The organism is Bradyrhizobium sp. F1.13.3 (assembly GCF_040548265.1).
Classification (GTDB): domain Bacteria; phylum Pseudomonadota; class Alphaproteobacteria; order Rhizobiales; family Xanthobacteraceae; genus Bradyrhizobium.
On record NZ_JBEPRI010000008.1, the window covers coordinates 186,494 to 206,038 of the forward strand.

Genomic DNA, 19,545 nt, shown 5'->3' on the forward strand with positions numbered 1-19,545 from the left:
TGTCCGCCGGAACCTTTCTGATGGCCGTGCTGGTCATCTGCGCCGCGGTGCTCGTGACTCGCAAAGAGACCTGACGTGTTCACCTGGGGCTCGCTCGCCTCTGAGGGAGTCTCGTCATGATCGCGCGAACGATCGAGATTGTCGCGGGTGTCGTTCTGGTCGTCCTTACTCTGCGCGACGTGTTCGACACGGTAGTGGTCCCTGGCGAGAGCAGAGGCGCCTTGCGCGTTGCGCGTAGGCTCCTCGTGGTGGCGGTCCCGATCTGGAAGTGGGCACATCGCGGCGAAAAGGCGGTTTCGACCAGTTTCGCACCCGCGATCCTGATGGGGTCCTTTCTCATCTGGATGGGCCTGTTACTGCTGGGCTTCGGACTGGTGGCGCATGCTTTGAGCGACTGGTTCTCTCCGTCTCCTGATTTCCAGCAGGCGCTGTTCATCGTCGGAAGCGCCCTCTGTACCGTCGGCTTGAGCGGCATCGAGGCGCACAGACCCGCGCGCTGGGCCTTGGTTTTTGGCGGCTTCTCGGGCCTGTCGGTCCTCACGATGGCGGTGACTTACTTGCTCGAGGTGCAGGAGGGCATATCTCGCCGCGACTCCGGGATTTTGAAGCTCACGACGGCCGCAGGCGAGCCGCCGTCTGCGCTAGGACTGCTGGAACGTTACGCGGACCTCGACTCACCCGAGGAGATCAGGCGCGTTCTCTATGGTGGGCGCGACTGGTGCGCCTCCGTACTCCAGAGCCATGCTTCGCACCCTTCCTTGATCTACTTCAGGTCGGCGTCGGTGGGCGCCGGATGGCCGGCGACCCTTGGGGCGATGATGGACCTCGCGCTCATCTTCGAACTGCTGATCGATGATGCGAGCAACCGAGCGCCCGCGGTCCTTCTTCGCAGCGAAGGATTGCGGCTGATTGACGAATTGAACGAGGTGATCGGCCTTGATCCACTGTTTGACGATACGACAGGAGCGTCTGTGCAGCAGCTCTGCGCGCGGCTGGCCGCCGCAGGCTACAAGCTGCGACCGTCGATCGATGCGCTGTCGTTTGCAGATCGGCGCCGTAGGCATGGAGCGTGCGTGCGAGCCGCTGCCGTGCATCTTGGTACGACGGCGGCGCCGTTGCTGCCCTGATCGCCTGACCGCGCTATGCGGCCGTTAGCTGCGCGGTGCGGCGGTGCCGCCGGGAACGTTCGCTGTCGCCGATGCGCCCTTACCACCGCTCGACAATGACTGTTCCCCTCACCACGAACAGGGTCCGGTTGCCGTCAGTTACTTCGGTGGCGACATAGGTGTTGCGGGAACGCTCCGCAGCTCTTTTTAGGCCGGCCGGCATCCACTGGCGTGGCTCGGTGACATGCTGCCCGATCGGTCGGGAATAGTTTTCCACGCGCATCTTCAGTCTCTTGGCCGCGCACATGCTGATGAAAGAAGTAACGTGGCATTGAGGCCTTCCTTCTCCGTTCAAGAGTCAACGAACGGTAGAGGGGCTTGGTGCAAAAGTGAACCTTGGGGATAAGCCGGGAAACTCCGACGCCGAGCGCCGGAGTCCCAGTGGCCTCGGTACTCCCGGTGCACCCGGGATCACCCCGGAAACCACCATCTCTCTCGATAGAACGGACCCGATGAATACTCGCTGAAAATCAACGATAGTTCCCAGCAGGTCGATCATTACTCTGCGGCGTCCTGAATGGTGCGGATCAACTCGGTTCGCCGAGTTTGGCGCCGAGATCGATGCCAAGATGGAACACCAGACCACCCGCGACACGACCACGGGCCCCCCAACTAGACTAGGATCGGCGCGCGGGGCTCGGGTCGCCGACACCGCCGGCGCGGCACGCGATCATAAAGGGTGGTGTTGCTCATCATGCAGCCGTCCGGCTGCGGCCATGCCGAGAAATGCGTTCACGATGTGTCGCACAAGGCCAGACAATCAGTTCATGCAGCGCCCCGTTGCAGTGCGGCGAAACCTACATCCGTCAGTTCGACTGTCCGCGCGTCCGGAACGCTGACGTATCCAAGCTGCCTTAACTCGGAAACGGCCACCGCAATGCTGAGATCGGTCCCGAAGTGTGCATCAAGAGTTGCGATAGTCATTCGGGCACCGGGTTTTCGGTGTGTTTCACGAAACAATTCGAGGATCTCGCATGCTGTTTCGCTGAGCGGCATTGTGCCTCCATTGGATTCACTTTCTTCGGCCCACCGGGCATGCCCCAGCAGGGCCAGAAACCGTTCGCGCCCTCGTTGTATAGCTTTTGCAAAATGCTTGACTGGAGATAGACGTCGCTGAATCCGGTGGCCGATGAATATATGGTCAAGGTATCCCACCAACGAAGAAAGATCCCTGCTTCATTCAACCACTCTCGGATGCAATACTCAGGAGCGCCGATCCGACCGATCTTGGTGTAGATCACAGAGCCGTTGACCCAAAAGCGATACATAGAATGTCAAGCTCTACCTGGCCAAGAGGGCGCGATAGCGGTGCAAGTAATCCCGTGCCATCCGCTCCGCCGTGAAGCGCTCTTCGAAGCGCGCGCGGACGCGCCCGCGATCGATTTGCTCAAGCCGCGTCACAGCCTCAATTGCTTCGTCCTCGTTTTGGACGATGAAGCCTGTCACGCCTTCTTCGATAATCTCGGGCACCGAACCGGACCGGTAGGCGATGACTGGCGTTCCGCATGCCATGGCCTCAATCATCACCAACCCAAACGGCTCGGGCCACTTGATTGGAAAGAGCAAAGCAGCGGCTCCTGCAAGAAACGGCTGTTTTGAATCGTCATCTACCTCGCCGACGAGCTGGATTTGTTTGCCGTCAATCTGAGGCTCTATCTTCTCTCTGAAATACCCGCTTTCGGCGCGAGGGATCTTGGCAGCAATCCGAAGCGGCATCCTGGCGGCGAGCGCGATGCGAATAGCATCTTCGGGTCCCTTTTCGGCGGTCAAGCGCCCGAGAAACGCCAAGTACGATCCGGCAGCGAATGACGCGCGGAACTGATCGATGGGCAGACCGTGATAAACCGTTCCACACCAGTTTGCGCTTGGGAGCGGGATACGCTGATTATCCGAGATAGATACGAAGCAAGCTTCTGGAAACTTGCTGGTCACGGCCGGCAATCCCGGCAGGTCCAGTCGACCGTGCATCGTTGTGACGAACGCCACGCCTGCTCGCTTGAGGATGGGCAGATGTAGCCAGTCGATGTGAGCGTGAATCACGTCGAACTGATTGGCGCAATCGGATACTGCTTCCAGTTGAGCAGCCAAAGCGGCGTTCGGGTCTGAGCGTGGCCGACCGAGGCGAAGTGCTTTTGGCCATACCGGAAAAAGCTTAGCTCGGGTCCCGGAATCTCCGCTCGCAAAAAGGGTGACGTCCTGCCCGAGTTCGACGAGTGCATCCACGAGCCAAGCTACCACTCTCTCTGTTCCACCATAGAGCTTCGGCGGGACGCTTTCGGCCAGCGGAGCAATTTGAGCTATCTTCATCAGTCACTCCCAAACGGCGCTCGCGTGCCGCGGCAGGCCGGCGAACTTCAGTGAAAACCCGACTGAGGATCGTTTCTGTCAGCCGGGTATGCTCATTGGACGATACGAAACCAACGATATCCGTAGCCGTCCAGTTCTATCATCGAGCCCTCGCAGGTCTCCGAGGAGTACACGCGATTGCCGAACAAATCGGTCAGCTTGTGCACCGCCGAGAAACCATCGACTTGCGCTTGGCACTCAGCTGGGGACAGATTGTGCAATGTCAGAACCGATTGACCTTCCCACTCGAACCTCTGAACCAGAACGGAGAGATGATTCGTTTCCGGCAAACTCAAGTCGCCCCATCCGACTTCCGTGCAAGACTTGCGTAATTCGACGAGCCGCCGCAGCCAGTTAAAAAGAGACTCCGGATCTCGCTGTTGGGCGGCGGCGTTGACTTTGAACGGCGCGTACTCGGCGTCTTGGACCATGTCGTAACGCAATCCGGCTGCGGGGCGAGCAGAGAAGCCGCCCGTTTCATCATCGGTCCATTGCATGCAAGTTCGCACCGGCCATCGCTCCGGAAGCGCGAGATCGTCGCCCATTCCCAGTTCATCTCCGTAATAGATGACCGGTGTGCCAGGGAGACTGAATAGCAGGCTGTATGCGAGTTCGATCAGTCGGCGATCATTGCCAAGGATGCAGGCGAGACGACGACGAATCCCGCGCCCGTAAAGTTGCATTTTTCGGGACGGAGCGAAGGCAGCATAGACTTCTTCACGCTCTTCAGGTGTTAAACGCCCCAGGTCAAGCTCGTCGTGATTGCGCAAGAACTGAGCCCATTGAGCGAATGGTGGCAACTGAGGTAGCGCGGCCAGACACCTCTGCAGTGGCTTGGCATTTCCGCGCGCCAGCGCAAGAAACAGGTGCTGATTTAGAAGAAACGCGAATAGAAGGTGGATGCGCGATCCGCTGCCGAAGTAATGATCGAGTTCGGAAGGCACAACATTAGCTTCCGCCAGCAATACAGCATCACCTTTGCGCCATGATAAGAAGTCACGGAGCTCTCCAAAGAACTCGTATCGGCGCGTTGGCGGACGGTCCGGGCGGATCTCCTCCACAACGAAGGGGGCGGCGTCAATACGAAATCCCGACACGCCAAGTTCAAGCCAAAAGCCAACGATTTTGAAGATTTCTTCGCGAACGGCGGAAGATGCAATGTTCAGATCGGGTTGGTGTTGGTAGAAGCGGTGATAATACCAGGCTCGGGCGCAGAGATCGTAGCTCCATACACTCAGTTGCACGCCCGGAAATACGACGCCTTCCGCGCTGTCCTCCGGTTCGGTGTCTGACCAGACATAGTACTCGCGAAATATCGACTGAGGATCAGCGCGAGCCTGCTGGAACCACGGATGCTGCTCAGAAGTATGGTTGATTGGGAGATCGATGATCAATCTCATTCCGCGCAGACGTGCTTGATGACTGAATTCGACGAAGTCGCCGAGCGTTCCAAGTGCGGGCGCGACATTGTAGTAGTCCGTCACATCGTAGCCATGATCGAGCCCTGGACTTGGATAGAATGGAAGCAACCACAGGCAATTCACTCCCAACTGGGCAATATGGTCGAGCTGCGCTACTAACCCCTTGAAATCGCCGACACCGTCTCCGTCACCATCTTTATAGGTAGCCACATTCAAGCTGTAGATGGCGGCGTTCTTGTACCAGAGGTCGAGCATCGGCAGCCCTGCCTTGTCTACAGAGACCTTCTCAGGCGACTTCAGACGCAGCCGAAAGCAATGCTTTGCCCGGCTGCTGCCTGATTGTTGAAGCGCAATTACGCAGCGATCGTATTGGGGTACTTTCGACCGAGTTGGCGCTCCAGTGCATCGCGATCCACAATTCGAACGGTTCGAATTCCGATCAGAGTAATGATACCGCGCTGCTGCAGATCTGAAAAAGCACGACACACGGTCTCCACCGACACCGCGAGGTACTCGGCGAGATCATATCGCGTGAGCGGAAGCCGTATGTCTCCCCGCTGCCCTCCATAGCGCTTCTCGAGCAGCAGCAGGAACGCACTCACCTTGTCCGCCGTCGTGACCCCCCCGAGGACGACGAGTTGCTGTCGGGTTCGTTCTATCGATTGAAAGGTGATCTCCTTCAATTCTCGTGCGAACTGGCGATCGCGCTCGCCGAGATTCTCAAGCCGCGCTCCGGAATAGCCCGCGAGCACGGTCTCTTCCGAAATGGCCTCAATCGCTTCCTCTCTCTGGCTGCTCCCGACAAAGAAGAAATCTCCCACCAGCATCAGGTCCAGGATCTGCCGGCGTCCATCGGTGCGGACCGTCGACCACCGCACGGAACCGGCAATGACGTAGTACCAATGGCCCGCGGTGCCGTCTTCTTCAGGAACCTGCTGGTCGCGGTTCAATTTAACGATTGCCGCCGACCCATCGAGCCGCTTCAGCGCGTGCGGCTGTGTGGCGAGCATCCTTCGATAATAGTCCGCTGGGTGGCTTATCGGCTTCATTTCACTGTCCTTCTTCTTCAGCGCACTTCTGCAGTTAGAACGATCCGCTCGCAGGCAATCAACTCTCAGCAACACAACCCGTAAACGTGGGAAATCTTCGTACGTAAAAACACGTAACGGCGCTTAAGCCCACTGCATGGAAGCTTGAGGGGCAGCCAATGACGACAATGCTCGCACTACGACAAGGGCATTTCATCGCTCGTGCGCGAGGCAGACATGCTTCTGTGGGGAGATTTGCCTCGATTTCGCAGTGCACGCTAATCTTGATCAAGAACTCACGCTCTCCTCGTTGGGAAGAGGCAAATTCACCGACATCGCGTAGAACTCCTCGGGATAATGGTCTTCGTCACCCTCACGGCCGAATACGGCGAATACGAATGACCGCTGTCCCGTGGCTCGGCCGACTGTCGCTTAGATCCCGGCCCCCTGTGAGCTCGCGTAACACGCAGCATCGATCCCCGTGCAGGCTGCCGCAAATGGGGCATGACGACTGCGCAAACGCGATTGAGCCAACGCGTCGATTAAGCGATCTGCAAATTGACAATGGTCAGTGCCCCCCTGGTTCAGCGGGCGTACTCGCTAAGCCACTGTCAGTCACAGGAGTGAGACATGGAAGCAACCATCCCCCATCCCCTTTCGAAAATCAGCATCAGCGCAGCCAAGCCGTGCCGGCGGAACGATGCGAAATGGTGGCGATATTCGAGCCTGGCGGCACTTGCCGGAATACTGGCCGTCCTCAGCATCGATCCCGCCCTGCCCCAAGCTGGTGTAGCTCTCGTCAAGGTTGACGTAAGCGTCGTCGCCCAGGGTTATCGCATGAGCAAGGTGATCGGCAGCACGGTCATGAACGACAAGAATGAGAAGATCGGAAGCATAGACGACGTCATTGCCGCCAAAGATAAGAAACAACTCGACTTCGCGATTCTGCAGGTCGGCGGCTTTCTCGGCGTAGGCGCCCATCTGGTTGCCGTCCCGTTTGATAGCTTCGTCATCGATGACACCGGCAGCAAGGTCACTCTTCCTGGCGCATCCAAGGAAGAGCTCAAGAAGCTATCGGAATTCCATTACCGATCCTCTTGACGGTCGCATCCTATGGCGATGTCAGGACCAACCGAGACGATCCTGGACCGGAGGCGTACCCGCGAAGTGACAGGTGTCTTTCACTCGCGACGTGCGCTCCATGACGCGGCCCAGGATCTTCTTCTGTCGGGATTCGATCGCTCCGACATCGACGTCAGCGCATCTCCCGACGAGGTGCAACGACGGCTGAACTACGCCGTGATTCCTCCGGCCGATCTAGCCGACGTCCCGACCACGCCGAGACAGCCCCTTTTTGGCGACGACGATTTGCTTGGCGCTGAAGCCGTCGCCAGCAGCGTTCTCGGTTGCATCGCAGCGGTTGGCTCCGCTCTTTTCCTAATGCTCAAAGGGTATGACGCTCTGGCGGTCGCGATGTGGTCAATTCTTATCGGGATCGTCACGGGCGCCGTCGTCATCGTGCCCATATACAGACTGCTGCGCCGCGAGCAAGTCAGAGGCTTGGAACCGGTTGCAGAATGGAACGGCCTCTTTATCTGGGTTCGGGTTCGCACGCCTGAGAGGGAAGCTCAGGCCCAGGAGACTCTGATGCGGCATGGCGGGCAAGCCGTGCACGTTCATGAAATCGATCTGGAAAAGCGACCGGAAGATCTGCCGCTCCACTCACTTCGGCCGGATCCCTGGCTGGGTGACGAACGCCTCGGACAGCCGTGATCAGACCACGAGACATGCCGCGCCCGCGCCATTTGACCCAGCTGTTCTCACTACGCCCACAAAGATCATTTTTCGCGATCTTCGCCCCGTTCGGCTGCACAAGCTCAAGCGAGAAACTCCAGACGGAAGTTGACGGTCGTCATGGCTCGCTTGGTCGTCACACGTAAATTGCCCCTACCAGCGAAGACCGAGCCGCGCCGATAATGCCATTCGTATATGCCAGGAGCCAGTCGTGAAGTCAGACACTGAGATCGAACGCGATGTCCGCGACGAGCTGAAATGGAATCCAGACCTCGAGGCCGACGACGTTGCCGTCTCGGTCAAGGACGGTGTTGTGGCGCTTGCAGGCTTCACACACAGCTACCCCGATCGACTTGAGGCCGAATCCGCGGCCAAGCGCGTAGCCGGCGTTCGCGCCATAGCCAATGACATCGAGGTTCGGCTGCCATCGATCGATCAGCGCCCCGATCCCGCTATCGCACGCGACGCGGTCACCGCGCTCAAGTCGGAGCTTCCGATCTGTCACGACAAGATCAAGGCGATCGTCAGAGACGGCTGGATCACGCTCGAAGGCTCCGCCGAACGGCAAGATCAAAGAACCCTAGCTGAAAATGCGGTTCGAAAGGTCAAAGGTATCAAGGGCGTACTCAACGTGATCATGGTCGAGCCGAACGTCGAGCCCTCCGAGCTCAAGCAGAACATCCAAGACGCGTTCAAACGAAATGCCGAAGTCGACGCCAATCGGATCGAGGTCGAGGCGAACGGAAGCGAAGTGATTCTCAAGGGCACGGTCCGCTCCTGGATCGAACGCGAGGAAGCCGAGCGCGTCGCCTGGTCGGCGCCCGGCGTGAGCAGTGTCGACGATCGCATCGTCGTAAGCTCCTAGATATGGTCGCATCTCAAACTCAGAAGGAGAAGTCAAAATGAGGTTACGTTCACTCGTCCCGTCTCGTGATGCAGGAATGCTGATGCGGCCCGACTTCGGCCTGTTCGGTCTGCACCGGGAAATCGACCGCCTGTTCAGCGAGTTTTCACAGGGCTTAGGCCCCAACGCACAGCAGCTCGTGCCGAACATCGAAATCGCGGAAACAGACAAAGCGATCGAAGTCACCGCCGAAATGCCGGGGCTCGAGCGCAAGGACGTCGACATTTCGCTCGAGGATGACACGCTTACCATTCGCGGCGAGAAGAAGGTGGAGCAGGGCACGGACGGCGGCAAGAATGACAAGAATGTCCAGCACAGCGAACGCAGCTACGGAGTGTTCCTTCGCGTGCTGCAGCTGCCGCCAGGCATCGACCCGTCCTCCGTCCAAGCGACGATGGCCAACGGCGTCCTGAAGATCACGATTCCAAAGCCCGCAAAGCCCGAAACGAAGAAGATCGAGGTCAAGGAAGCTGCTTGACCGTCGGCGTGGCGAGACGCCAGAGCCCTGTTCTCTCCTCACAGCCCAGGTTCGAAGCGTCTCGCCTCCCATCCCCAAACATCCAGGACGGTGCAGCCGTCCGCCGCATTCGAATCCGAAGGAATCAGATCATGGCAAAAGCAATCGGCATAGATCTCGGAACCACCAACTCTTGCGTTGCCGTAATGGAAGGCAGCAAAGCCAGGGTCATTGAGAATGCCGAAGGTGGGCGTACCACGCCGTCCATGGTCGCTTTCACGGACGATGGCGAAGTCCTGGTCGGGCAGCCGGCCAAGCGGCAAAGTATCACCAACCCCGAGAACACGATCTATGCCATCAAGCGCCTGATCGGCCGCCGTTACGACGACCCGATCACGGCGAAGGACAAGACCATGGTGCCGTACCACATCGTGCCCGGCGACAATGGCGACGCCTGGGTCGACGCCCGGGGTAAGAAGTACAGTCCGAGCCAGATCAGCGCTTTCATCCTCACCAAGATGAAGGAAACCGCGGAGACCACTCTTGGCGGCGCCGTCACACAGGCCGTCATCACCGTGCCCGCCTATTTCAACGACGCGCAGCGCCAGGCAACCAAGGACGCCGGCCGGATCGCAGGGCTGGAAGTCCTGCGCATCATCAACGAGCCGACTGCGGCCGCCCTAGCCTACGGCCTTGACAAGAAAGGCAGCGGCAAGATCGTGGTCTATGACCTCGGTGGTGGCACGTTCGATGTCTCGATCCTAGAGGTTGGTGACGGCGTGTTCGAGGTCAAGGCAACCAACGGCGACACCTTTCTCGGTGGAGAGGATTTCGACAAGCGGATTATCGACTATCTGGCGGACGAGTTTCGCAAGGAAAACGGCATCGACCTCCGCAAAGATCGCCTTGCCCTGCAACGGCTCAAGGATGCCGCAGAGAAGGCCAAGATCGAACTCTCCAGCGCCACCCAGACTGACGTCAATCTGCCCTTCATCACCGCGGATCAAGCCGGACCGAAACATCTCAATATCAAGCTATCGCGCGCCAAGCTTGAAGCGCTCGTCGACGATCTGATCCAGCGCACCATCGATCCCTGCAAGGCGGCGTTGAAGGATGCGGGCCTGCAGCCATCGGACATTGACGAAGTCGTGCTGGTCGGCGGCCAGACCCGCATGCCAAAAGTTCAAGAGACCGTGCAGAAGCTGTTCGGTCGCGAACCTCACAAGGGCGTCAATCCGGATGAAGTGGTCGCAGTCGGTGCCGCGATCCAGGCCGGCGTTCTTCAAGGCGACGTCAAGGACGTCCTGCTCCTAGACGTGACACCCTTGTCATTGGGCATCGAGACCCTTGGCGGCGTCATGACGAAGCTGATCGACCGCAATACTACGATACCGACCAAGAAGAGCCAGGTGTTCTCGACAGCGGAGGACAACCAAACCGCGGTCACGATCCGGGTCTTCCAGGGTGAACGCGAAATGGCAGCGGATAACAAGTTGCTTGGACAGTTCGACCTGGTCGGAATCCCGCCGGCACCGCGAGGCGTGCCGCAGATCGAGGTGACCTTCGATATTGATGCCAACGGCATAGTCAACGTATCGGCCAAGGACAAAGCTAGTGGTAAGGAGCAGAGTATCAGGATCCAAGCGTCCGGCGGCCTGACCGAAGCAGACATCCAGAGGATGGTCAGGGAGGCCGAAGCCCACGCCGATGAAGACAGGCGACGCAAGGAACTCATCGAAGCCCGCAACCAGGCCGACGCGGTGATCTACAGCACCGAGAAGGCCCTGAAGGATTCCGAAGGAAAGTTACCTGCCGATGTCAGGAGGGAGATTGAGCAGGCGATTGCCGAGGCCAAGAAAAGGATGAGCGCCGAGGACGTGACAGCGATCCAGCAGGCGACCCAGCGGTTGCAGCAGTCGGCATCCAAGATCGGCGAAGCCTTGAATCGCGCGACGTCCCAAGGCGGCGCTGCCGGCGGCGGACAGGCCGGATCGTCTGGCAGCGGCGAGGACGTCGTCGACGCGGAATTCGAAGAAGTCGACCCCGGCGATCGGAAGGCTTCTTGAGCCTTCCAGTGCGGCCGAACGCGACAGATGGAGCACGACATGGCTACGAAGACCATGGATGATGGGCTCGGCGAGCTTTCCCCGGGTGAGCACCAGGAAAACGACCAGCCCCAGGAGACCACCGCCGAGCGCGATCGCCTGATGCGCGCCCTTGCGGACGCCGAGAACACGAGGCGCATCGCCGAGCGTCGGGTCCAAGACGCCCGGCAATATGCGATCGCCGACTTTGCCCGCGAACTGCTACAAGTGGCGGATAATCTGCGGCGAGCCATCGACGCTGGTTCGCCGGACCTGGGAGCAAAAGACGACGACGGCCTGCTGGCTGGAGTCGTCGCAACCAATCGTGTCCTGACACAGATCCTGAAGCGCTTCGGTGTCGAAGAAATCGAGGCTCTGAATCGGCCATTCGACCCGATGAAGCACGAAGCAGTGATGGAAACCGATCGGTCCGATCAGTCTCCCGGGAACGTCGCGGACGTTTTGGAGAATGGCTACATGCTTCACGACCGTCTCTTGCGACCGGCCCGGGTCATTGTAGCCAAACGGCCTAAATCACAATCGCCGTCACCCCCGCAACAATGAAATGGCGGCCCGCTCGGGCCGGCCGACGCATAACAGGAGTTGGTGTTGGCTGCAGACCCATATGCAACGCTGGGCGTCAAGAGAGACGCGACACAGGCTGACATTCAAAAGGCCTACCGGCGGCTCGCGAAGAAGCTGCATCCTGATCTCAATCCCGGCAACAAGACCGCAGAAGACAAATTCAAGGAACTCTCTGCCGCCTACAATCTGCTGAACGATCCGGACAAGCGCGCCCGCTTCGACCGCGGCGAGATCGACGCATCCGGTGCCGAGCAGCAGCCCAGGCAATACTACCGGGATTTCGCCGATCGGGAAGGCGGGTCGGGCTACACCAGCGGGGCCGGCTTTGCCGATTTCAGTGACTTCGCCGGCAGCGATGATATTCTCTCCGAGATCTTTGGACGTGCCGGCCGCACCACCCGGCGCGGACGCGGGGCTGACGTCCGATACCATCTTGAACTCAACTTTCTCGATGCCGTCAACGGCGGCAAGCAATCCATTGTCTTGCCCGACGGGACTACGTTCGAGGTCAACATCCCTCCCGGCACCAGCGACGGCCAGATTCTGCGGCTGAAGGGGAAGGGTCGTCGGGGAGCCGGAGACAGTCCGCCAGGCGACGCCCTGATCGAGATCAGCGTCCTGCCACACCCCTACTTCGTTCGCAAAGGCGACGACATCCACCTGGACCTGCCAATCTCACTGAAAGAAGGCGTGCTGGGCGCGAAACTCAAGGTGCCTACGGTGAGCGGCGCTGTCGCGGTCTCTGTGCCAAAATGGTCGAGCTCGGGCCGGGTTCTTCGAATCAAGGGACGCGGCGTTCCGCGCGCCGATGGTGGCAGGGGGGACCAGTACGTCACGCTGAAACTGGTTCTGCCGAAAAAAACGGACCCGGATCTCGAACGGTTTGTGAGTGGGTGGCAGCCTGCTGATAGCCCAAGACAGTCGATGCGAGTGTGACAATGCAGCTTCAGGAATTCGCCGATCGATCTCACCTCGATTCCTCCACGATTGAAGCCTGGGTGAATGCGGAATGGCTGGTAACGCATCGACCAGGGCATCAGTTTTCCGAGCAGGATCTTGCTCGTGCGCGTCTCATCCAGGATCTCAAGGGCGACCTGGGTGTCAATGACGAAGGTATCGCGCTGGTCCTGTATCTGCTGGATCAAATATATGGGCTGCGCTGCCTGCTGCGAGACATCCAGGCGATGCGGATCACAGCCTCCGATCGCTCCAATTGATGCGTTTCCGATCGATCGGCTAACATAAGCTTGCGCGTTCGCATCGCAAATCTGTTAAAAGGCTACGTGATCATGCAGTCACTTCTCTCAACTCTTCACGATGCAGCGATGTCACGGGATGCCTGGCCGAAATCGCTTCAAATACTGATGGATGAGGCGGGCGTGGCTGGTGCGGCGCTGATTGTCACGAACAAAACGACGGGCACGATCGACGAAGCCGTCTTTTGCGGTCTCAGTGCCGAGTTCAAGCCCCGGTACGTCGACCACTACGCCGCGCTTGATCCATACTCGCCACTGCTCGATGCACGCTGGACCACGCTCTCAACGTGTCTTCCAGAGGCACACTTGCGGAGAAGCGAGTGGTACAACGAGTTTGTGCTGAGCTGCGGCGTTCGGGACATCCTGGGGACGCGCCTCTCGGACACTGCAAGTCATTCCGTCATTATCGGAGTTCACCAGCAGATCGGACGTCCTTTTCCTCAAGATGTTGAACCACTGATCGCCACGATCACAGAACCCCTGAGGTATGCAGCGCGCTGCCATCTCGATCGCCTGAATGGGAGAGAGCAACTCGGCGAGCCGCAAATGACGAAACCCGCGGATGGAGGCCGATTCTTCTTTCATATTGAAAACGGAGCGAAATATCCCGACGAATGCGGTAGCGTTCTCCTCTCGCCCGCCCATGCCGCGGAATGTGGACTGACCATTGCTCGTGAGCTCGCGCAGGATGGCGGCTGGTCTGGCTTTTCTGTCGTTGTCACCGATGAATGGGGACGAACGATCACGCGGGTACCAATTGACTCTCGACCATAAGCCGAGCATCGCATTCGAAGAAAACCGGGAAACACTTACCAAAAGCTGACCGCGCTGGCAGCCTTGCAAGATTGGATCTCGCACCTGTGACACCTTCCTGCACAGTTGCCGGCCATTCTTCCCAATCGTCGGGGCGCGGGCAAACCATGTTGCCATCTCAGGCCGGCCTCATCCACGTCGGTGCCTCTGTCGCCTGCGCGACCGCACCTCTATTCTCCAGGGTCAGAGCATTGACGATTGTCAGCGCGATCTAGCGATCCGTCGTTATATTGCGGTCCAGAGATCCACAGATCTTCGGGCACTTAACTGCTCCAGTGAGGCAATATGGTCAGCACTACAGCGCACAGCCGCGTGCTCGACGCGGTCCAGAACGGGGACACGAACCTCCTCTTCCAACCATGCCGGTTTGGGCCGTTCAGCCTGCCCCATCGAGTGGTCATGGCGCCATTGACCCGTTCGAGAGCACGACACCCTGGCAATGTGCCGTCCCAGCTCGCGGCCTGCTATTATGCGCAGCGCGCGTCAGCCGCCCTAATTATAAGCGAGGCCACCCAGATCTCGATGCAAGGTCAGGGCTATGCCTGGACGCCGGGTATCCATAGCCGCGAACAGGTCGAAGCCTGGCGGCAGGTCACGAAGGCTGTTCACAAGGCTGATGGACTGATCTTCAACCAACTTTGGCACGTAGGTCGCATTTCACATCCGGCTCTGCAGCCGGACAACATGCTCCCCGTAGCACCCTCGGCGATCACGCCCGCGGGCAATGCCTTCATCGAAAACGAGCGTAGCGAGGGAGAACTCGTTCCATTTGTGCGTCCACGCGCGCTGACCTTTGAGGAGATGCCATACCTTATCAAACAGTACGAGCGAGCGGCGAGAAATGCGGAAGCCGCCGACTTCGACGGCATCGAGATTCATGCGGCCAACGGCTACCTGATCGATCAGTTCATCGAGAGCAGCACCAACCGCCGCAGCGACGCTTATGGCGGATCAGTCCAACATCGGGCGCGGCTTCTGCTTGAAATCACGGAAGCCCTGATTCCCATTTTCGGGGCGGACAGGATCGGCGTCCGGCTCTCACCTCTCGGCAAGATGAACGACATCAGCGACGACACACCGGAATTGACGTTCGGTCACCTCGCCGAGCAGCTCTCCGGCTATGGTTTGGCCTATCTGCACATCGTCAATCCGGCGCTTGAGCAGATGCAGAATGGCGAAAAGCCGGAACCGTACGCCCTCAACATGGCCCGACTGATCCGGAACAAATATCAGGGAACGCTCATCGTTGCAGGAGGCTTCAACGCCGATACCGCCGAGCAATGGCTACGCGATAGCCAGGCCGACTTGATCGCCTTCGGCCGCAAGTTTATCGCCAATCCTGACCTGCCCGAACGGCTGCGCGCAGATGCACCGCTGAACGTGGACGACCCTACGACATACTATGGTGGCGGTGAGAAAGGTTACACGGATTATCCCTCACTGGAACAGGACCGCGGCGAAAAGGCGAAGGCCTGTGTCGACCAGCGTTGGCGATGATGCAGCAGGGCCGGTCCGCGCGAGAATATTGATCGGCCTCGCGGCATTCTGACAGGCATTCCCTAACGGGATTGTCGAAGCAAGCCCTGCGGCGTCGAGCCAGCCAGTACCAATAGCCGCACAGCTTCTGCAACCTGACGCACTCCCAATCTATGCAACATTCGCGCCCGATGGACCTCTACCGTTCTGATACTGATGCCAAGCCTAAAGGCGATTATCTTGTTCGGTTGTCCGCTTGCAATTGCATTGAGAACCTGGCGCTCTCGTTGGCTAAGGACCGCAATCCGGTTCCACGCCTCTGACGCCTCACGAGCCTGGTGTGGACGACCGGGCCGCGCCAGCGCACGTTCAATCGCTTCGAGCAGCACTTCATCATCGAACGGCTTCTCAAGGAAATCCACCGCACCGCCCTTCATCGCCCGAACCGCCGTCGGCACGTCACCTTGGCCCGTCATAACGACAACAGGAATCGTGCAGCCCATTCTGTCGAGTGCCGCCTGCACTTCGAGACCGCTCATGACGGCCATGCTTACATCCAGCAGGACACAGCCACTCGCAAGATTGGGAGCTGCATCCAGAAACTCGATCGGCGCCTCAAACGAACGTGTAACAAAGCCAGCCGACTCAAGCAGGCGTTCAAGCGATCGGCGAACGGCTGCATCGTCATCGACGATGTACACTACGTCATTCGGCATGGTCCTATTCCGTCTGGCTCTGCGGATGGGAGAGTGAATCGAAACATGGCGCCGCCACGGGGATCTGGCTCGTACCAAAGCTTCCCACCGTGCGATTCCACAATTGAACGGCAGATGGCGAGGCCTAACCCCATACCATCGTGTCGCGTCGAGACAAAAGGTTGAAACAGATTGCCGATTACATGCAGCACCACGCCGCGCCCATTGTCCGCCACTAAGATCTCGATCTCCTCGTTGTCGATTTGTCGTGTCACGACATCAATTTTGGCTTGCGGTACGCTCGCGACTTCTTCGAGCGAATTGCGGATCAAATTTACCAGGACCTGCTGGATCTGAATTCGATTTGCGTGAATATGCGATGCTCGGGGATCGAAAGACAGACTTACCGAAACCTGCAAACTTTCGAAGCCGGTACGCGCAAATGCGTTCGCTTCCCGAACTAGCGTCTCGAGGTCCTCGATCTTCTGTTCGCTCTTCCCGCGAGCGACAAAGTCGCGAAGACGGCGAAGTATTTGGCCGGCGCGTAATGCCTGCCCGGCAACATCATCCAGTATCTCGTGCAACGGCTCTGCCCGCGTCGGCCCGGATCGCGCAAGAAGACGCAGAGCGGCGTTGGCAGAATTCGCAACCGCCGTGAGCGGCTGGTTCAGCTCATGCGCCAGAGCGGCAGCCATTTCGCCGGCAACACTTAGCCGGCCCGCGTGCGAGAGAGCTGACTGCAGTTCACGCGAGCGTTCATCCGCTCGCTCTCGTTCTGCGATCTCCGCCAACAGCTCGGCGGTACGGAGCTCCACGCTTCGTTCGAGTGACTCGTTCAAACGTCGCAGTTCGCGTTCGGCTTGTTTTTGCCTTCTCAGATCGCGGCTGACCGTGGCAACGTTCATAGGCCCGTGGCCCCGAGGGTCGTCGATCCTGAAAATATCAACTAAGAATGGAATTTTTTCCTGCGTCTTGAAATTACATAAGTTAAGTTCACCCATCCAGCGTCTATCTGTCAAAGCGGCCGGCCAACATTGATTCAGCAGACGCTGCTCATCGCTGGAGCTAACGAAGTCGACGACGTGCAAATCTGAAATGTCGTCTGTCGGCTCAATTCCCACCAGCTGGCGGCCGGCCAAATTGACGAACTGCAACCTGCCATTCAGGTCCGAAAAGGCAACGAAGTCAGGTGATCGCTCGACGAGTGCTACAAAACGTCGTTCGTCCGCCTCTGCCTCCCGACGCTGCAACGCTATTGCGACATTACTTGCAGCGATGCTGAGCATAAGTCGATCGGCCTCTCTCGGAAACACTGGATCAGACGACCCGGCCACAAGTATCGATTGACCCAACCCGATCGCGGCCGATGCGATGTGCGCACTACCCCGGCCAAGCGGATCGGATATTATTTGAGGCCGCCCAGCACCTTCAAACCATTCAGGCGTGATCTCGAGCCGAATCGCCTCAGTGACTTCCCGCGGCATTTGTCCGCGCGGCCCGTGCGTTGCCGTGATCGGCTCCTCGTCCTGTCCGAGAGAGATAGTGACATGTACGAAGTCGGCAGATAAAATCGATTGGAGCGCGAGAGCTACACTGTTGGCTATTTCTTTCGCGGAGTACTCCCTCCAAAGGGCAGGCAGTGTCGATAGTGCCACTAAGTCTCTGATGCAGCGCCGGAGTTCGCCGGGATCTGAAAGCTCTTCCACCCAGGGCATTAGACTAGTGCTCCGATCCCGTGTGCTGACAGCCACCGAAAATGTCGAGCGCTTGAATCTCCTATTCCCGGCGCGGCGATTGAACCGATAGGCCGGTTCCCGATGCTTCATCGATACACCAGCACAGCTCCCAACTACTTACGTCAGGACCAGTGCCTACAAGAAGCTGATTTCAATTAAGCAAAACTACGTAATGGACGGTGGCCTCTACCAAGTTTCATCCTAACCCTGTTTGCTTTATGGCGTCATGCGGCGAAGGATGGTCCCGATGCAAAATCGCGAGCCCGGTTCCGAGGCGAGGCCCGGCAACAACATTCAAGATGGCATCAATCCACTGGCCCGCGCAGAATGCTGCGCCGAAGCGCTGCACGAAATTCTGAGGATCGCTATCGGGGCTGCCCAAGCAGATTTCGGCACCGTACATCAGTACAATAGCATTGAGGACTGCCTCAGGGTCGTTGCCAGTTACGGATTTCCCGATCAAGCTCTTAGTTTGTTTCAAATCGTTCGCCGCGATACGAACTCTACTTGTGCTGCAACGCTGAAGCAGCGCATGCGCACGATTGTGGGAAATATTGCCGCCAGCTACCTGTTTGTTGGCACGAGCGAGCTGGGAGCGCTACAGCGAGCAGGCGTCGCAGCGGCGCATTCGACGCCCATAATCGTTGACGACGGCCTGCTCTGGGGCGTGCTCACCGTACATTTTCGCGAGCCTCTGCGGGATGCTGACTACGACCCCACCCCTATGGAACGGGTGGCTACCCGCTTTGCCGAGTGTCTCAAGGAAAGCCCCACAACACTCTTTCCAGACCGTGACACCGGAACCAGCGGGCACTTGCACGTTTAAGGAAGTAAGGGCCGATTATGCGCTCTCCTGCAGCACCGATCCCGTTCGCCGGCTCCATTCTTCGCGAACACCGGCATGTTTGCGCCTTTTTCAGCTCGGCCAATGACGAATACAAGACGCTTCTGCCGTTCATCTGCGACGGCCTGGATTGCGGACAGCGCGCTTTCCACGTCCTACCCGAACGGCATGTCGACAATCACGTGACACGACTTCGGAGCGCCGGCATCGACGTTGATGCAGCGCGACAATCGCATCAGCTCGAGATCGCGCTGCCGCAAGACACGTATTTGCGGACAGGTCGTTTCAGCAAGGAAGACATGCTCAATCTCATCCAGCAATCCCTCGAGAACGGGGCTGCGCTCGGATTCCCGCTTACGCGCATGATCGCACACGCCGAAACCGCTGTGGACGATTGGAAAAGTGGGAACGATTGGGTCGAATATGAAATACGGCTCAATAGCGTCCTGCCGAACTTCGATGATGTGGTCATTTGCACCTACGATGTCAATCTCCTGAACACCGCCCTGGCCATCGACATTCTGCGCACGCATCCCGTCATGGTGATTGGAGGCGTTCTCGTGGAAAACACGTTCTTCACCAAGCCCGAGGATTTCCTTCGCGAGGTGACAGAGCGAACGTCGCCGTCCCAGCCGTATCGTGGATAACGCATGCACTTCCGCCGCGGCGAAGCTCCCCTTCCGCTCGCCTCGCTATCGGGCCTGCGCCGCCAGCAATGCCTCTCTCGGCAATTTCTTCCCAATCCATTGACGAGCATCATGGTCGCAATCTCGGAAATTGTAGAAAAGATCGATTGTTGGAGGGGCGAGAGTACCGATGGGCAGAAGCTTTGAATCATATCCTTGTCCAGAATGCGCAAAAATGCTGCGCCTGCTTCGCAAGCGACAGAACCATGCCAGCCGAACAGGCGGCACTTGCGGCGATCCGATGCAGCGACGAG

General features: G+C 58.6%; 20 protein-coding genes and 1 pseudogene. 14 read left to right on the plus strand and 7 right to left on the minus strand.

Translation table 11 applies throughout. The features are described 5' to 3' along the window. The first annotated feature begins 116 nt into the window (after positions 1-116). Positions 117-1,127, plus strand: a complete 1,011-nt coding sequence (locus tag ABIB66_RS22590; RefSeq protein WP_354255723.1) for a hypothetical protein — start codon at positions 117-119, stop codon at positions 1,125-1,127. 79 nt (positions 1,128-1,206) lie between these two features. On the opposite strand, the gene ABIB66_RS22595 is transcribed toward ABIB66_RS22590, so the two are convergent. Then, the gene (locus tag ABIB66_RS22595) at positions 1,207-1,389 is read right to left on the minus strand and encodes a hypothetical protein (RefSeq protein ID WP_354208794.1); all 183 of its coding nucleotides are present in this window, start codon (positions 1,387-1,389) and stop codon (positions 1,207-1,209) included. Positions 1,390-1,714: 325 nt separating this feature from the next. Between ABIB66_RS22595 and ABIB66_RS22600 the strand changes: the two are divergent. Next, positions 1,715-1,831: pseudogene (locus tag ABIB66_RS22600) on the plus strand (ribonuclease); the annotation flags it as partial. Between the two features lie 100 nt (positions 1,832-1,931). Here ABIB66_RS22600 and ABIB66_RS22605 read toward each other — a convergent pair. From ABIB66_RS22605 to ABIB66_RS22620, 4 genes are all read right to left on the minus strand, one after another. Then, positions 1,932-2,162, minus strand: a complete 231-nt coding sequence (locus ABIB66_RS22605) for a hypothetical protein (RefSeq protein ID WP_354208795.1) — start codon at positions 2,160-2,162, stop codon at positions 1,932-1,934. Positions 2,163-2,447: 285 nt separating this feature from the next. Next, the gene (locus ABIB66_RS22610) at positions 2,448-3,473 is read right to left on the minus strand and encodes a glycosyltransferase family 4 protein (RefSeq protein ID WP_354208796.1); all 1,026 of its coding nucleotides are present in this window, start codon (positions 3,471-3,473) and stop codon (positions 2,448-2,450) included. 92 nt (positions 3,474-3,565) lie between these two features. Next, on the minus strand, positions 3,566-5,188 hold the full coding sequence (locus ABIB66_RS22615) for an alpha-amylase family protein (protein ID WP_354208797.1): 1,623 nt from the start codon (positions 5,186-5,188) through the stop codon (positions 3,566-3,568). Positions 5,189-5,286: 98 nt separating this feature from the next. Then, positions 5,287-5,982, minus strand: coding sequence for a helix-turn-helix domain-containing protein (locus ABIB66_RS22620; protein WP_354255726.1), 696 nt, complete (start codon positions 5,980-5,982; stop codon positions 5,287-5,289). Positions 5,983-6,591: 609 nt separating this feature from the next. Between ABIB66_RS22620 and ABIB66_RS22625 the strand changes: the two genes are divergently transcribed. From ABIB66_RS22625 to ABIB66_RS22670, 10 genes are all read left to right on the plus strand, one after another. Further along, the gene (locus ABIB66_RS22625) at positions 6,592-7,062 is read left to right on the plus strand and encodes a PRC-barrel domain-containing protein (RefSeq protein ID WP_354208799.1); all 471 of its coding nucleotides are present in this window, start codon (positions 6,592-6,594) and stop codon (positions 7,060-7,062) included. A 12-nt stretch (positions 7,063-7,074) separates the two neighbouring features. Next, positions 7,075-7,734 (plus strand): GlsB/YeaQ/YmgE family stress response membrane protein, encoded by a 660-nt coding sequence (locus ABIB66_RS22630; protein ID WP_354208800.1) that lies wholly within the window; start codon positions 7,075-7,077, stop codon positions 7,732-7,734. Positions 7,735-7,966: 232 nt separating this feature from the next. Further along, positions 7,967-8,620 (plus strand): BON domain-containing protein, encoded by a 654-nt coding sequence (locus ABIB66_RS22635; RefSeq protein ID WP_354208801.1) that lies wholly within the window; start codon positions 7,967-7,969, stop codon positions 8,618-8,620. Between the two features lie 37 nt (positions 8,621-8,657). Then, a complete protein-coding gene (locus ABIB66_RS22640) occupies positions 8,658-9,137 on the plus strand; it encodes an Hsp20/alpha crystallin family protein (protein ID WP_354208802.1) in 480 nt (159 codons plus the stop codon). A 131-nt stretch (positions 9,138-9,268) separates the two neighbouring features. Further along, complete coding sequence (dnaK, locus tag ABIB66_RS22645) at positions 9,269-11,182, plus strand: molecular chaperone DnaK (protein ID WP_354255729.1); 1,914 nt, start codon at positions 9,269-9,271, stop codon at positions 11,180-11,182. A gap of 39 nt (positions 11,183-11,221) precedes the next feature. Then, positions 11,222-11,764 (plus strand): nucleotide exchange factor GrpE, encoded by a 543-nt coding sequence (locus ABIB66_RS22650; protein ID WP_354208803.1) that lies wholly within the window; start codon positions 11,222-11,224, stop codon positions 11,762-11,764. 45 nt (positions 11,765-11,809) lie between these two features. Beyond that, complete coding sequence (locus ABIB66_RS22655) at positions 11,810-12,721, plus strand: DnaJ C-terminal domain-containing protein (RefSeq protein WP_354208804.1); 912 nt, start codon at positions 11,810-11,812, stop codon at positions 12,719-12,721. Positions 12,722-12,723: 2 nt separating this feature from the next. Continuing rightward, positions 12,724-13,002: a chaperone modulator CbpM gene (locus tag ABIB66_RS22660; RefSeq protein WP_354208806.1), complete on the plus strand. Its 279-nt coding sequence runs from the start codon at positions 12,724-12,726 to the stop codon at positions 13,000-13,002. Between the two features lie 72 nt (positions 13,003-13,074). Next, entirely contained in the window at positions 13,075-13,815 is a 741-nt protein-coding gene (locus tag ABIB66_RS22665; protein ID WP_354208807.1) for a DUF6894 family protein, read from the plus strand. A 324-nt stretch (positions 13,816-14,139) separates the two neighbouring features. Next, positions 14,140-15,351 (plus strand): alkene reductase, encoded by a 1,212-nt coding sequence (locus tag ABIB66_RS22670; RefSeq protein ID WP_354255732.1) that lies wholly within the window; start codon positions 14,140-14,142, stop codon positions 15,349-15,351. 62 nt (positions 15,352-15,413) lie between these two features. On the opposite strand, the gene ABIB66_RS22675 is transcribed toward ABIB66_RS22670, so the two are convergent. Both ABIB66_RS22675 and ABIB66_RS22680 read right to left on the minus strand, forming a co-directional pair. Further along, positions 15,414-16,046, minus strand: a complete 633-nt coding sequence (locus ABIB66_RS22675) for a response regulator transcription factor (protein WP_354208809.1) — start codon at positions 16,044-16,046, stop codon at positions 15,414-15,416. After that, the gene (locus ABIB66_RS22680; protein ID WP_354208810.1) at positions 16,031-17,311 is read right to left on the minus strand and encodes a PAS domain-containing sensor histidine kinase; all 1,281 of its coding nucleotides are present in this window, start codon (positions 17,309-17,311) and stop codon (positions 16,031-16,033) included. Before ABIB66_RS22680 ends, ABIB66_RS22675 begins: the two co-directional genes overlap by 16 nt. Positions 17,312-18,008: 697 nt before the next feature. On the opposite strand from ABIB66_RS22680, the gene ABIB66_RS22685 reads away from it, so the two are divergent. Together ABIB66_RS22685 and ABIB66_RS22690 are read left to right on the plus strand one after the other, a co-directional pair. Beyond that, entirely contained in the window at positions 18,009-18,587 is a 579-nt protein-coding gene (locus tag ABIB66_RS22685; protein ID WP_354208811.1) for a GAF domain-containing protein, read from the plus strand. Between the two features lie 17 nt (positions 18,588-18,604). After that, the gene (locus ABIB66_RS22690) at positions 18,605-19,252 is read left to right on the plus strand and encodes an MEDS domain-containing protein (RefSeq protein ID WP_354208812.1); all 648 of its coding nucleotides are present in this window, start codon (positions 18,605-18,607) and stop codon (positions 19,250-19,252) included. The last annotated feature ends 293 nt before the right edge of the window (positions 19,253-19,545 follow it).